The sequence below is a fragment of the Flagellimonas myxillae genome, from assembly GCF_023502235.1.
GTDB lineage: Bacteria > Bacteroidota > Bacteroidia > Flavobacteriales > Flavobacteriaceae > Flagellimonas > Flagellimonas myxillae.
On sequence record NZ_JAMFLY010000001.1, the window covers coordinates 1,096,062 to 1,109,471 of the forward strand.

A 13,410-nucleotide genomic window follows, 5' to 3' on the forward strand; every position below is an offset into this window, starting at 1 on the left:
AACAGGGACCTTCCAAACTTTAGGAAAATTTTAAACCCTAGGTTTTTTCGAGATAGGCATTCCGAACTACCTTGGCGGTTTTGTGTTCTCCTGTATGGCTCCAACCAGGTGGCATGACCAAGTACAGGAATTTGTTGGCCAAGCCAGGTGCCTTAGCGACATCTTTTGCAAGGGCAACGATTTCACCAAAATATACATCTATAAAACTGCCCGAATCCATTTCGCGGGTGATTCCATACTCTATCGCGACACTTTTTTGCTCCTCTTGATAGGTGCCAAAGACCCTATCCCAAATATTGAGAAGGTTACAAAAATTGGTGTCCATATACAGCGGATTTCGGGCATGATGTACTCTATGGTGGGAAGGAGTGAGCATCAATTTGTTCAGAAAACCGAATCGGGCGTCCTTGATTATGTTTTCCCCAATATGGATAAATGCACCGTAAGTGCCATCAATAAACATCACGGTAAACAACATTTCGGGCTGCACCCCGAGAAGGATACACACAGTGGTTCGTATGGTATCTGCATAAGGTGCTTCCAGGAAAAAATGGGCATGGGTTACACTTAGGTTCATTTCCTCCGGAGCATGATGGGTAGAGTGCAAACACCAAAAGAGCCGTACTTTATGTCCAAGGTAATGATAGATAAAATGACCAAATTCCCACACGATATAGGCGTACACAAACCAATACCAAGTGTTTCCGGCCTTAAATGGGGCATATTGGCTGAATAGACCAATGCAAAAGGCAACCATGGCAATCGAAATAAATCTCCCTACGAACCGATTAAAGATATAAATGAGGAAATTTACTTTATACACCTTGATCTGCGGCTTTTTATAGATTAAGCCCACGACCAATTCCAACAATAACAGCAATGGAATTATGGGGTAAATCAAGGATGCAATGCCGTCATAGGTCCTAAATGCACTATAATCCCCGGTTTTCAGAATTTCCAGAACCTGGGTAATTCCCAGAAAACCAAGAACCTCTTCGAATAGTATTGATAAAATTTCCATATCCGAAGTATATGGATTTAGAGTCGTATCCCCATGAAATTTAGACCAATAACTTTTGGGGACTTATCAATGAATGGTTTACTCCATTCGACCCTAGACGGGTTCCTATGTATTTTGGAATACAGCTGGGACCTTATTCCTGTGCTTCCACCTTTTGTGGGTCCAGAAATAATATTCTGGGGCTTCATGGATGGAGGCCTCCACTTCAGCGAGGAAGGCTTTTGTTAAGCTAAACTCTTCCAGCGCTCCTGGATGCTCTGAAAGCAGCTTAAAAGAGCCTTGGTAATGCCCTCTTTTTAGCTTTTTAACCTGGAGATAAACAGCAGGGAGTTCCAATTTTTTACAAAGGAGCTCGGCTCCTGTATGCGCGGGTACGGTGATTCCCATAAAAGGTGTCCAGAGATGTGTTTTTTTAACCATTGGGGACTGGTCACTAAGGATTCCGTACATACTCAACTGGCCCATTTTCTTGTTTTTGGCCACAATTTCCTTGGTAGCCTTGGTGGAAATGAGGGTGGTACCGAATTTTTGTCGAATGTCCCGAATTAACTTGTCGAAATACTTGTTTCCAATTTTTTGATAGATGGCATACCCCTTGGAGGCAATATGTTTGTCCAGGGCAATCACCCATTCCCAGCTGGCGTAATGGGGGAACATGAGCATTACGCTTTTGTTTTTTTCCTCCAGTTGGTGTAGTACCTCAATATTGGTAAATACAAACCGTTTCTGAAGTTCCGCATTGGAAATGCCCATGGTTTTGATCATCTCCAAAAACATATCGCAAAGGTGCCGATAGAATTTCTTTTCAATCTGTTTTCGCTCTTGTACTGACTTATCTGGAAATACCAGTTCCAGGTTGCTTCGCACCACTTTTTTTCGATATCCAATGAGACGGTACAATACTAGGTACACCCCGTCGGAAATGAGATAAAGCAATGTAAAGGGAAGTCTGGAAACCAGCCAGAGCAGGGGGTAAACAAGTATAAAAACAACCAGCTGCATACGTAATTCTTGTGGGCAAATTTATAACTATATTTGAATCCAAACCTTTTGTCCATGCACAATTTACATGCTGTGACCATTGCTATAATGGCAGCAAATGTTTTGGTATCCCTGAAGGGGTTTAACGACAACGCCTTTTTTGACCGTTATAAGTTTAGCATAGGTAGTATTAAAGCCGGTCAAAAAGATAGGGCCATTACCTCCGGATTTCTTCATGTGGACATGACCCATTTGTTTTTTAACATGTTCACGCTCTATTTTTTTGCCAATGTGGTCATCAATTGGTTCGGTCCTGGAAAATTCTTGATCATTTATTTTATAAGCTTGTTGGGAGGAAGCCTACTGGCACTTTTTTTTCACAAAGACGAACCTTTTTATAGTGCCGTGGGTGCAAGTGGAGCGGTTACCGGAATCTTGTATGCAGCTATTCTGTTGAATCCAGATATGCCACTTCAATTTGTATTTATTCCTGTTTCATTTCCAGCCTATGCATTAGGAATCGGTTATATGGTGTATTCCATTTATGGGATGAAAAGCAGATTGGGCAATATTGGACATTCTGCCCACTTTGGAGGAGCAATCGGAGGTTATACAACCACCTTGCTCTTTAAACCGGACCTCTTGGTTACGGAGACCTTTATCGTGGTCTTATTGGCTATTCCCATTGTTATTCTGTTTGCATTGGAAAAAATGGGCAAGATTTAGAGAGTCTTTGGATACAAAAAAAACCGAAGCGCTAACTTCGGTTTTCCAATATTGTTGAGGTCGTTTAATTTAAAAGCTCGGCCACCTTTTTCTCCAAGGCCTCTCCTCGTAAATTCTTGGCAACGATCACGCCATTTTCGTCTAAAAGAAAAGCCGCTGGTATAGCATTGATGTTATACAACCTTGCCACTGGATCTTGAAAGCGCTTTAAGTTGGAAATATGGTTCCAAGCCAGACCGTCTGCCTCTATGGCTTTGGTCCAATCTTCGGCACGGGCGTCCAAAGAAACCCCGATAATGTTCAATCCTTTTTCGTGGTATTTGTTATATACATTTACGATGTTGGGATTTTCGGCCCTACAAGGTCTACACCAAGCAGCCCAAAAATCTATAAGGGTAAGTTTCCCCTTTACATCACTTAAAGCCAATAAATCACCATCTGGGGTCGGTGCCGAAAAATCGGGGGCTATACCACCAATTTCGGTGCTTTTGGCATTATCCAACTGCTCCTTGAGTTTTAGACCTTGATCGGAAGCTTTCATCTCTGGGCTCAATCCCTCGAAAAGCGCTTCCACCTCATTCTGGGGGATTACTTTTCCCATCATAAGGTTGTTGATGATCAAAACAGAAATCAGCGCATTTGGATTTTGCTTGGCAAAATCGATATTGAAGTTTTTTACATCGTCCTGAAACTCTATGTACTCCTCGCGTAGGGCGGTAACAGTGGCAGTATCCCGTTGTTGGGCCGCATTGCGCATATCGTTCTGCATAGATCGGGCACGATCTGATAGTTTCCGGGATTCCCCCATAAACTTCATGAACAAATCATTTTGAGGTGTTCCCTTGACCCTAGCATGGCTTAGGCTGTCCTTCTGGAACTTTAGATCAATGTCCCCATTTTCCAATATCAAAGGAATATTGCCCATGGCAGATTCCACCATAACATAGTGCAGTTTAGGATTATTCTGAACCCCAACAAACTCGAATGCTCCATTTTCTACAACGGCGGTATCAACAGCAATTAATTGGTTTAGGGAATCGGTTGTTCTCAAGAAGATTCTTGTACCGTTATCCAATTCACCGGTTATAGTACCGCTCAGGGTATAACCGTCCTTCTTGGAATTACATGAAACCATGAGTGCAAGACCTAAACCGATGGTCAATATTTTTTTCATTCTAAATAATTTAAGCCGCTAAGGTATTCAATCCTTGTGGTATATAAAAGGCCCTTAACTTTTAATAAAAGTAAAGGGCCCAATACGATTGGCTCAAGATTAGAACTGATACCTAATACCCAAGGCGATGTCGAAATCGAATCCGTTGTCAAAACCGTCATAGCCCAAGATGCCCAATTCCGGTCTAAAATCCAGCGAAAGCAGTAGTGGGATATCAAAATTGTATTCTATTCCAATATCACCGGCAGCAAATACGAACAGTCCATCATTGTCGGCGCCATTGGGTATGGGTTCAAAATCCACACTTCCAAGTCCGCCCCCAACACCGTAGTACCAATTGAAGTTTCCGTCCAATTGATGCACCCACTGGTAAAGCCCGGAGAGTTTAAAGGCATCGAAGGCGCGGCTGTCCCTCCAACCTAGGTTGAACTCGGCGCGGTTATATCTTCCGATGGACTTTTGATACGAAATTTCAGCTCCGAAACCGTCGCTGTCGCCCAAACGCAATCCCAAGGCATGCTCAGAAATTTCCTGTGCACTTACCATAGTGGTTGCAAAAACAAAAAGTCCGATAAATAATGTGGTAATCCTCATAAGTTTCTCGTTTAGTTAAAAATTAAAGATAGCTTTGTACTTCTTTTTGACATTAAAACTGAGTAGGAGACCAAAAATTGTTCCAGATTGGAAAAATCTTTATTCAAAACCCTAGCCCAACAATTGGAGGGAGAATTGAAAACAGATGGGCTAAGTAAGGCCCTATATGCCACCGATGCCTCTGTTTACCGAAAGTTACCTCTAGCTGTGGCCTATCCTAAAACCACAGGGGATATCCAGATTTTGATAACTTTTGCCAATACCCATAAACTTGGATTGATTCCAAGAACCGCGGGAACTTCCCTTGCGGGACAATGTGTGGGAGAAGGAATTGTTGTGGATGTGTCCAAACATTTCACCAAGATTTTGGCTTTGGATGAACAAAAAAAGCAGGTTCGGGTACAGCCCGGTGTGGTAAGGGACGAGCTCAATCTGCATTTGAAACCATTTGGTTTGTTTTTTGGCCCGAACACCTCCACCTCCAACCGATGTATGATAGGGGGAATGGTAGGGAACAACTCCTCGGGAACCACTTCCATACAATATGGAGTGACCCGGGATAAGGTAGTGGACATGCAGTGTGTTTTGTCCGATGCATCCCTTGTGGAGATATCAGCATTGGGCAAGTTTGAATTTCAGCAAAAGAAGCAGGAACAAACCAAAGAAGGCGAGATTTATAGCTTTTTGGATTCGGAATTAGGCAATCCCGAAAATCAACAAAATATAAAAGACGAGTTTCCCCATCCCAGCATACATAGAAGGAATACTGGTTATGCAGTGGATGAACTCTTGAACAACACTATTTTTGGGTCAGGTTCGGAGGATTTCAATTTGGCCAAACTACTCTCCGGCAGCGAAGGAACCTTGGCGATTACCACCGAAGTGACCTTGCAACTGGACGATCTTCCGCCACCATTGTCGGCCATGGTGGCCACACATTACCACACCTTGGAAGATTGTTTGTCCGATGTGACACCTGTTATGCAACATAGTCTGCATTTATGCGAGATGATGGACAAGGTAATCTTGGATTGTACCAAGAACAACCGCGCCCAATTGGCCAATCGTTTTTTCGTGGATGGCGACCCTGCAGGAATTTTAATGTTGGAAGTCAAGGCCGATACCGAAGCGGAGCTGCAAACCCAGCTAGATAATCTATTGAAGACAATTGAAAAGTCCGGATTGAGCTATGCCAACCCGATTTTGCGAGGTGATGACATCGCAAAGGCCATCGAGCTTAGAAAAGCCGGATTGGGACTTTTGGGCAATATGGTGGGCGACCGAAAGGCTGTGGCCTGTATTGAAGATACTGCGGTGGCATTGGACGACCTCAAGGATTTTATCGGAGAGTTTACTGAAATTATGAAGGGGTATGGGCAGGAAGCTGTTTACTATGCACATGCCGGTGCCGGGGAACTGCACCTTCGTCCGATATTGAACTTAAAAAAATCGGAGGACGTGGAGTTGTTTCGCTCCATTACCACCGATGTGGCCAAGCTTACCAAAAAATACAAAGGTAGTTTTAGTGGAGAGCATGGCGATGGCATCGTTAGGGCGGAGTTTATCCCCTTAATGATTGGAGAAGCCAACTACGAACTTTTAAAACGACTGAAAAGGGTTTTTGATCCCAACAATATCTTCAATCCTGGGAAGATAGTGGATGCGTTCCCCATGGACGAATCTCTCCGTTACGAAGTGGACCGTGATGAACCCGAAGTAAAGACCCTTATGGATTTCTCCGATAGCGAAGGAATCCTAAAAGCTGCCGAAAAATGCAACGGGAGTGGTGACTGTCGTAAAAGTCATCAGATGAAGGGAGGCATGTGTCCCAGTTACCATGCCACCAAAAATGAGAAGGACACAACACGCGGTAGGGCCAATACCCTCCGGGAGTTTTTGACCAATTCCGAAAAACCCAACAAGTTCAATCATTCGGAACTTAAGGAAGTCTTTGACCTTTGCTTGAGCTGCAAGGCCTGTGCCAGTGAATGCCCAAGTAATGTGGATGTGGCGGCATTGAAAGCTGAGTTTTTATATCAATATCAAGAAAACAATGGTTATCCGCTAAGAAGCAAACTATTTGCCCATAATACCAGATTGAACGCCTTGGGAAGTAAAATCCCAGGGTTGACAAACGCTGTGTATAAATCAAAAGTTTTTGGGGGACTAATAAAGTCCGTTAGTGGGGTAGCTCCAGAGCGAAACTTACCTTCAGTACATCGATTTAACTTTGCTGCCCATTTAAAGAAATTCGAAAATGGCGATTTGTCCAACGGAAAAAAAGTGGTTCTATATATTGACGAATTCACGCAATATCTTGACGTTGGAATCGGGAAGGATGCCATAGAACTATTGGGGAGACTGGGTTACGATGTGGAGTTGATCTTTGGTGAAAGCGGAAGAACATACCTTTCCAAAGGATTCCTGAAGCAGGCTAAAAAAATTGCACAGGTAAACATGGCCCGATTGGAGACCATCTTGGAACAAAACACCCCCATAGTTGGTTTGGAACCCTCTGCTGTTCTTTCCTTTCGCGACGAATACAAACGGCTTTGCCCAGATAATGATTATGTGAAGAACTTGGCTTCCAATGCGTATTTGATTGAAGAGTTTTTGGCTCTGGAAATTGAAAAGGGAATCATTGCCGAAGAACACTTTACGCAGGAAGAAAAGCAAATCAAGATTCATAACCACTGTCATCAAAAAGCGCTGTCCAATCAAAAAGTCACCTTTGATATCCTTAACCTTCCCAAAAATTTTAAGGTGACCATCATAGCTTCAGGTTGTTGTGGTATGGCGGGCTCCTTTGGGTACGAAAGGGAGCATTACAAAACCAGTATGCAAATTGGAGAGCTAAAGTTGTTTCCTGCCGTCAGGAAGAGCGGGGTGGGTACCTTGATATCGGCTAATGGCACAAGCTGTAGGCACCAGATTAAAGATGGTACCGGAAAAGATGCCGAACACCCGGTTTCAATCTTGCGGAAGGCTTTGGTTGTATAGAATGTAGGTGTTTTCAGTATAAAAGATCTCTTAAAGGTCTCCAAAAGATTCAATATAGCTTCTTACATGGATTTGCGGATGGGCCATTATTAAAGTTTTACTAAATTTTTAAATTGTTTTATACTGACTATCAATTATTTATATAATATTTTTGGTTTGATTTCCTCGATGTCTATTGGTCCGAAATACAAAATTGGTGATCTCAAAGAACTGTAAGTCAACGTCAACTTTGCTGATTGGATTTATTATTTGGGAAAGGCAACCGATGACGTATACAATCAGTTCTTCGGATTCTCGTTAAAAAATCATGAATTGTACAACAATCCGTAACATACAAGTGCAACTCCTTAGGTTGTTTTTTAATGACCGGAATAACAGCTACCTTTGGAGCTTTTAGAATTTTCGAGTAGATGGCGGGAAATACGTTTGGACAACTTTTTAGGCTTACAACATTTGGTGAATCACATGGAAAAGCGCTTGGCGGGGTAATTGATGGTTGTCCGGCAGGAATATCCTTGGATTTGGAGCAGATCCAACAGGAGCTAGACCGAAGAAAACCAGGACAATCCGCCATAGTCACCCAGCGCAAGGAGCCGGATACCGTCGAGATTTATTCTGGTGTTTTTGAAGGAAAGACCACGGGAACACCCATTGGATTTGCCATCCACAACACCAATCAGAAGTCCAAGGACTACTCACATATCAAAGATTCTTACCGACCATCGCACGCGGACTATGTTTATGATAAAAAATATGGATTTCGTGATTATCGTGGTGGGGGACGAAGTTCTGCCCGCGAAACAGCCAGTAGGGTTGTGGCCGGGGCAATTGCCAAACAATTCTTGGAGGGCATAAGCATTAACGCCTACGTATCCCAAGTTGGTGAGATGAAGCTGGACAAAAGCCATCAGGAACTGGATTTCACGAAAATTGAATCCAACCCGGTCCGTTGTCCGGATATGGAAATGGCCCAAAAAATGGAGGACTACATCAAGGCCATTAAAAAAGAAGGGGATACCATTGGCGGAGTTGTTACCTGCGTGGTCCAAAATGTACCTATCGGTTTGGGAGAGCCCGTTTTTGACAAATTGCACGCCACCTTTGGCGCTGCTATGCTCTCCATTAATGCAGTAAAAGGTTTTGAATACGGAAGCGGATTTGAAGGCGTGAAAATGAAGGGAAGTCAACACAACGACGCCTTTAATACGGATGGTACAACCGTAACCAATAGAAGTGGAGGTATTCAAGGGGGCATTAGCAACGGAATGGATATTTACTTTAACGTGGCCTTTAAACCGGTTGCCACAGTGCTCCAAGCCTATGAGACCATCAATAAAGAAGGGGAAAAGGTGACCGCTCAAGGTAAAGGTAGGCACGACCCTTGTGTTGTGCCCAGGGCAGTGCCTATAGTTGAAGCCATGGCTGCCCTTGTTTTGGCGGATTACACCCTTTTGGCGCGCACCAACAAAATCTAATTTTGGGGTTAGGGGGTTTCCCACCAAAATAGTATCTTACTTTCCTAAAACTTATGTATGCGTAAACTAGAACTGCATTGGCAGATCCTAATTGGAATGCTATTGGGTATCGTTTTTGGATTTGCCATGACCGGGTTGGACTGGGGCAAAGATTTTGTAACCGACTGGATTCAACCCTTCGGAACCATTTTCGTTAAATTTCTAAAATTGATTGCGATTCCGTTGATCTTGGCCTCCTTGATCAAGGGAATTTCCGATTTAAAGGATATTTCCAAATTCAAGAATATTGGTTTGCGTACCATTGCGATTTACATTGGAACCACCATTGTGGCGATTAGCATTGGGTTGATATTGGTGAACATATTACAACCTGGGGATGGCATATCTGAAGAAACTGTTGCCAAATTGGAGCGTACCTATGCCACCGATCAGGGCGTCACCTCTAAATTGGCCCAAGCCACCCAGCAAAAAGAAAGTGGACCTTTAAAATTTTTGGAAGATATGGTGCCGGATAACGCCTTTAGCGCACTTTCAGATAATGGTAAAATGCTTCAGGTTATTGTCTTCACCATCATGTTCGCAATTTCCATGCTATTGATAGGCGAAGAGAGGGCCAAACCCTTAAAGAACTTTTTTGATGCCCTAAACGATGTGGTGCTTAAGATGGTGGACCTAATTATGTTGATCGCTCCCTACGCAGTTTTCGCTCTTTTGGCAAGTGTGGTGGTTAGTTCAAATGACCCCGACTTATTATTGGCCCTATTAAAGTACGCCGGCGTAGTGGTTTTGGGGCTCCTGTTGATGATAGCATTTTACGTTGTTATAGTGTCCATCTATACCAAGAAAAATCCCATATGGTTTTTGAAGGAAATAAGCCCAGCCCAATTATTGGCTTTTTCCACCAGTTCCAGTGCTGCTACCCTTCCAGTTACCATGGAAAGGGTGGAGGAACATATTGGTGTTGACAAGGAGGTATCCAGTTTTGTATTACCCGTTGGAGCGACCATCAATATGGATGGAACCAGCTTGTATCAAGGCGTGGCAGCAGTATTTATAATGCAAGTCCTGTGGCCGGAAGGACTGGTTTTCTCCAACCAGTTGGCCATAATTCTAACAGCCTTGTTGGCATCCATCGGTTCGGCGGCCGTGCCAGGCGCAGGCATGGTAATGTTGGTCATCGTTTTGGAGTCGATTGGATTTCCTGCGGATTTATATCCGGTGGCCCTCGCCCTCATTTTTGCAGTAGATAGGCCCTTGGATATGTGCAGGACCACGGTAAACGTTACCGGGGATGCAACGGTGTCCATGGTAGTGGCCAAATCAGTTGGAAAATTGGGTAAACCGGACGTCAAGGAATGGGATGACCATTTGGATGAAGTAAAATAAACCATCAAAATACAGCCCTATGAATATCTGTTTTTTAATGTATCCCTGGGATGAGATAGATCCTGAGAACGATACCAGTTTGGCTTTGATTCATGAATGTGTAAAACGTAAACATGGGGTGGCGCTGTGCACCCCCGCAAATCTCACTATTAGGAATAGCGTTACCAGTGCTTTTTGCACGGTAATCAACCGGATGGATAAAGTGTCCAGTAATCTAAAAACATTTTATAAGCAGGCCTCAATCCGGGAAGAAATGCTTCCCCTGGCTGGTTTTGATGTCATATTTATGCGGGCCAATCCGCCTTTGGACCCCCTAATGTTGAACTTTTTGGATTCGGTGAAGGACGACGTCTTTATTGTCAATTCCCTTCAAGGTCTTCGCGAGGCCAACAACAAATTGTACACTGCGGCCTTTGGAGATAGCCACAGCAATATTATTCCCGCTACCCACGTGTCCAAAAACAAGAGATACTTGGTACAACAGATAAAAGAGTCTCCCGCGGACAAGATGATTTTAAAACCACTGAACGGATTTGGTGGTTCGGGGGTAATCCTCATTGAGAAATCGGCAATGTCCAATATAAAATCCCTGTTGGATTTTTATGTGACCAATTCCGATGGCACTTCCAACTATGTAATCCTTCAGGAATACATCGAAGGTGCAGATCAGGGCGATGTCCGGATTTTGATCCTGAACGGGGAACCTATTGGCGCCATGCGGCGAATCCCTGGATCGGACGACCACCGATCTAATGTTTCCGCTGGCGGATCCGTCTCCAAACATACCTTGAGCAAAGAAGAAAAGGCCCTTTGCAAACAAATTGGACCCAAGCTTGTAAACGATGGACTTTACTTTGTAGGCATTGATGTGATTGGTGGAAAATTGGTGGAGGTCAATGTGATGTCCCCAGGTGGTATAACCTATATGAACAAGGTGTACAAAACCAAGATCCAATGCAAGGTCATAGATTTTGTGGAAAGCAAGGTAGTGGACAAACTCAAGGCTTTTGACAGAAGGTCGAGATTGAGAAGTGAGGTCGAGAATGCATAAGAGGTCCCTTGATGATATTATAGATTTGATTGGTAGCGGAAAACGATTTGAGGCCGTTTCCGATGACTATTCCTTTACCCTAAAGATTGATAAATATGTACCCTTTGTATGTGGGGCCGTACACGATGGGCATCAATTCCGTAAGGAACTTTGGAACAATTGCCTGCACACGGAATACGAAAGATGGTACGAGGAAGACCCTTGCACCAAACAGATGGTACAAAGCTTTCCCATTGTGCTAGCGGGCTGTGATAGCCGATTTGAATACGATCTGAATCGGGACCCCGAAACCGCCATTTTTGATACGGCCTGGGGAAAGCAGCTCTGGAAAAAGCCTTTAAGCGAAACGGAAAAAAGCCTCAGTCTTTCCAAACATTCCAATTTCTACAAAGTGGTTCATGCCCTAATTGCCAAATTGGAGGCTGACTTCACGGATGTAGTGGTCTTTGATATGCACAGTTATAACTGGAAACGTTGGGATAGGGAAGTTCCGGTTTGGAATCTGGGTACGAGCAATCTCGATATGGACCGCTATGGTAACCTTGTGGAAAGTTGGAGGGCAAAACTGGAATCCATTCAATTGCCCAATGGAATACAGACAACTTCCAAAATCAACGATACTTTCTATGGTAAAGGATATTTTTTAAAGTATATCACGGAAAACTTTGGAAATACCTTAGTTTTGGCGACCGAAATCTCCAAAATCTACTGTGATGAGCTTACGGGGATAATTTTTCCCGAAGTGGTGAAGTCGGTAGAGGATCAACTTAAACTGTTGATTCCAGCTATGGTTAAGGAATTTGAAAATGCATCTGTATGATTGGGACGAAAGAGATAACGAAGTTGGAAAAGGAGTACAGCAACCTTTTTGAAATCGATGCCAACTTGGATAGATTGGTCCGGCGTATTGAACTACTGAGTTATATCAATCCACTGAACATAGAAAAGGAAAAACACCGCTTTTTTGCCTCTAAGTTTACTGCTGAGCCCAATTTGAAATATCCCAAACTTAAGTTTGACCCCTATAAGCTGCACCGCTTGTTTTTTTCCCAACGTTTGGAACGCATTAAGGACGAACGGATCAGGCAGTTGTACCAGGAGGTAATCTATCATTATTCCAACATGATCCAGTGTATTGAGACCATTGGAAAAAGTAGAAAGTTCTATTACAATTCCCTGAGGGTCTATGGCACCCCGACCGAGCGTGATGTGCAAAACGCTCGGTATATTCTTCATTTTGAGGATGAACCGTCATCTTCGGATATGGATAAAGTGTATTCCGCTGAAGAAGCGCGGGCGTATTTTGAGGAGTTTTCCAAGCGGTACGATTTTCCGTTGAATATCAAGTATTCTACCCATATAGCGGCAGAAGCGATGGTCAGCAATAGCTCCCAGTCGCTATTGATTCGCAAGAATATAAAATTTAGCAAAAACCAACTACTCACCTTATCCAATCACGAAATTGGGGTGCATTTGGTGACGACTTTTAATGGGCTCCTGCAACCCTTGAAGATTTTTTCGAACGGGCTACCCAAAAATGTGGAAACCCAGGAAGGATTGGCCGTATTCAGCGAATACATGGGCGGCGCCCTTACCTTAAAACGTTTAAAGGAACTTGCCTATAGAGTGTTGGCAGCCGATAGTTTGATCAAAGGATATTCCTTTGCCGACACTTTTGACCTGATCCACGGACAATACAAACTCAACCGTGATGAAGCTTTTGGAATCACGCTAAGAGCGCATAGGGGAGGAGGGTTCACCAAGGATCGCTTATATCTTAGTGGACTGCGTAAAATCTACAAACGCTACCAAAAGGAGGAAAGCTTGGATGTGCTGCTTTCGGGCAAAGTGGCCCTGGAAGATGAGAACATGATCCGATACCTTGGGAATTTGGGACTTGCACAGCCAATTTCACATAAATGTTTGTCCTTTCAACAAAAGTTGAATACCAATCCCATTTTGGATTTTATCCTGAATAATTTGAAGTAACAAAATCGGAGCT

General features: G+C 43.5%; 11 protein-coding genes. 7 read left to right on the top strand and 4 right to left on the bottom strand.

Annotated features, from left to right (window positions below; genetic code table 11):
* Nucleotides 1–37: 37 nt before the first annotated feature.
* Both M3P07_RS05035 and M3P07_RS05040 read right to left on the bottom strand, forming a co-directional pair.
* A complete protein-coding gene (locus tag M3P07_RS05035) occupies nt 38–1,021 on the bottom strand; it encodes a sterol desaturase family protein (protein ID WP_249968800.1) in 984 nt (327 codons plus the stop codon).
* Nucleotides 1,022–1,126: 105 nt separating this feature from the next.
* Nucleotides 1,127–2,023 (bottom strand): lysophospholipid acyltransferase family protein, encoded by an 897-nt coding sequence (locus M3P07_RS05040; RefSeq protein ID WP_249968801.1) that lies wholly within the window; start codon nt 2,021–2,023, stop codon nt 1,127–1,129.
* A gap of 54 nt (nt 2,024–2,077) precedes the next feature.
* Between M3P07_RS05040 and M3P07_RS05045 the strand changes: the two genes are divergently transcribed.
* A complete protein-coding gene (locus M3P07_RS05045; RefSeq protein WP_249968802.1) occupies nt 2,078–2,728 on the top strand; it encodes a rhomboid family intramembrane serine protease in 651 nt (216 codons plus the stop codon).
* 64 nt (nt 2,729–2,792) lie between these two features.
* Here the strand turns inward: M3P07_RS05045 and M3P07_RS05050 are convergent, their stop codons facing one another.
* Together M3P07_RS05050 and M3P07_RS05055 are read right to left on the bottom strand one after the other, a co-directional pair.
* On the bottom strand, nt 2,793–3,902 hold the full coding sequence (locus M3P07_RS05050) for a TlpA disulfide reductase family protein (RefSeq protein ID WP_249968803.1): 1,110 nt from the start codon (nt 3,900–3,902) through the stop codon (nt 2,793–2,795).
* A gap of 99 nt (nt 3,903–4,001) precedes the next feature.
* Nucleotides 4,002–4,496, bottom strand: a complete 495-nt coding sequence (locus tag M3P07_RS05055; RefSeq protein WP_249968804.1) for a hypothetical protein — start codon at nt 4,494–4,496, stop codon at nt 4,002–4,004.
* Nucleotides 4,497–4,583: 87 nt separating this feature from the next.
* Here M3P07_RS05055 and M3P07_RS05060 point away from each other — a divergent pair, with 87 nt between their 5' ends.
* The 6 genes from M3P07_RS05060 to M3P07_RS05085 all read left to right on the top strand — a co-directional run bounded on the left by M3P07_RS05060 (nt 4,584) and on the right by M3P07_RS05085 (nt 13,397).
* Entirely contained in the window at nt 4,584–7,496 is a 2,913-nt protein-coding gene (locus M3P07_RS05060) for an FAD-binding and (Fe-S)-binding domain-containing protein (protein WP_249968805.1), read from the top strand.
* Between the two features lie 410 nt (nt 7,497–7,906).
* Nucleotides 7,907–8,971 carry a chorismate synthase gene (gene aroC / locus M3P07_RS05065; protein WP_249968806.1) on the top strand — a complete coding sequence of 355 codons (1,065 nt, stop codon included), beginning with the start codon at nt 7,907–7,909 and terminating at the stop codon, nt 8,969–8,971.
* 57 nt (nt 8,972–9,028) lie between these two features.
* The gene (locus tag M3P07_RS05070) at nt 9,029–10,357 is read left to right on the top strand and encodes a dicarboxylate/amino acid:cation symporter (protein WP_249968807.1); all 1,329 of its coding nucleotides are present in this window, start codon (nt 9,029–9,031) and stop codon (nt 10,355–10,357) included.
* Nucleotides 10,358–10,376: 19 nt separating this feature from the next.
* Complete coding sequence (gene gshB, locus M3P07_RS05075) at nt 10,377–11,408, top strand: glutathione synthase (RefSeq protein ID WP_249968808.1); 1,032 nt, start codon at nt 10,377–10,379, stop codon at nt 11,406–11,408.
* On the top strand, nt 11,401–12,228 hold the full coding sequence (locus tag M3P07_RS05080) for an N-formylglutamate amidohydrolase (RefSeq protein WP_249968809.1): 828 nt from the start codon (nt 11,401–11,403) through the stop codon (nt 12,226–12,228). Before gshB ends, M3P07_RS05080 begins: the two co-directional genes overlap by 8 nt.
* Nucleotides 12,225–13,397, top strand: a complete 1,173-nt coding sequence (locus M3P07_RS05085; RefSeq protein ID WP_249968810.1) for a flavohemoglobin expression-modulating QEGLA motif protein — start codon at nt 12,225–12,227, stop codon at nt 13,395–13,397. The genes M3P07_RS05080 and M3P07_RS05085 overlap by 4 nt, the downstream gene beginning before the upstream one ends.
* Nucleotides 13,398–13,410 lie beyond the last annotated feature (13 nt).

Excerpts from the sequence above, each read along its gene's own strand:
- M3P07_RS05035 (WP_249968800.1), bottom strand. The coding sequence starts at position 1,021 with ATGGAAATTTTATCAATACTATTCGAAGAGGTTCTTGGTTTTCTGGGA.
- M3P07_RS05040 (WP_249968801.1), bottom strand. The coding sequence starts at position 2,023 with ATGCAGCTGGTTGTTTTTATACTTGTTTACCCCCTGCTCTGGCTGGTT.
- M3P07_RS05045 (WP_249968802.1), top strand. The coding sequence starts at position 2,078 with ATGCACAATTTACATGCTGTGACCATTGCTATAATGGCAGCAAATGTT.
- M3P07_RS05050 (WP_249968803.1), bottom strand. The coding sequence starts at position 3,902 with ATGAAAAAAATATTGACCATCGGTTTAGGTCTTGCACTCATGGTTTCA.
- M3P07_RS05055 (WP_249968804.1), bottom strand. The coding sequence starts at position 4,496 with ATGAGGATTACCACATTATTTATCGGACTTTTTGTTTTTGCAACCACT.
- aroC (WP_249968806.1), top strand. The coding sequence starts at position 7,907 with ATGGCGGGAAATACGTTTGGACAACTTTTTAGGCTTACAACATTTGGT.
- M3P07_RS05070 (WP_249968807.1), top strand. The coding sequence starts at position 9,029 with ATGCGTAAACTAGAACTGCATTGGCAGATCCTAATTGGAATGCTATTG.
- gshB (WP_249968808.1), top strand. The coding sequence starts at position 10,377 with ATGAATATCTGTTTTTTAATGTATCCCTGGGATGAGATAGATCCTGAG.
- M3P07_RS05080 (WP_249968809.1), top strand. The coding sequence starts at position 11,401 with ATGCATAAGAGGTCCCTTGATGATATTATAGATTTGATTGGTAGCGGA.
- M3P07_RS05085 (WP_249968810.1), top strand. The coding sequence starts at position 12,225 with ATGATTGGGACGAAAGAGATAACGAAGTTGGAAAAGGAGTACAGCAAC.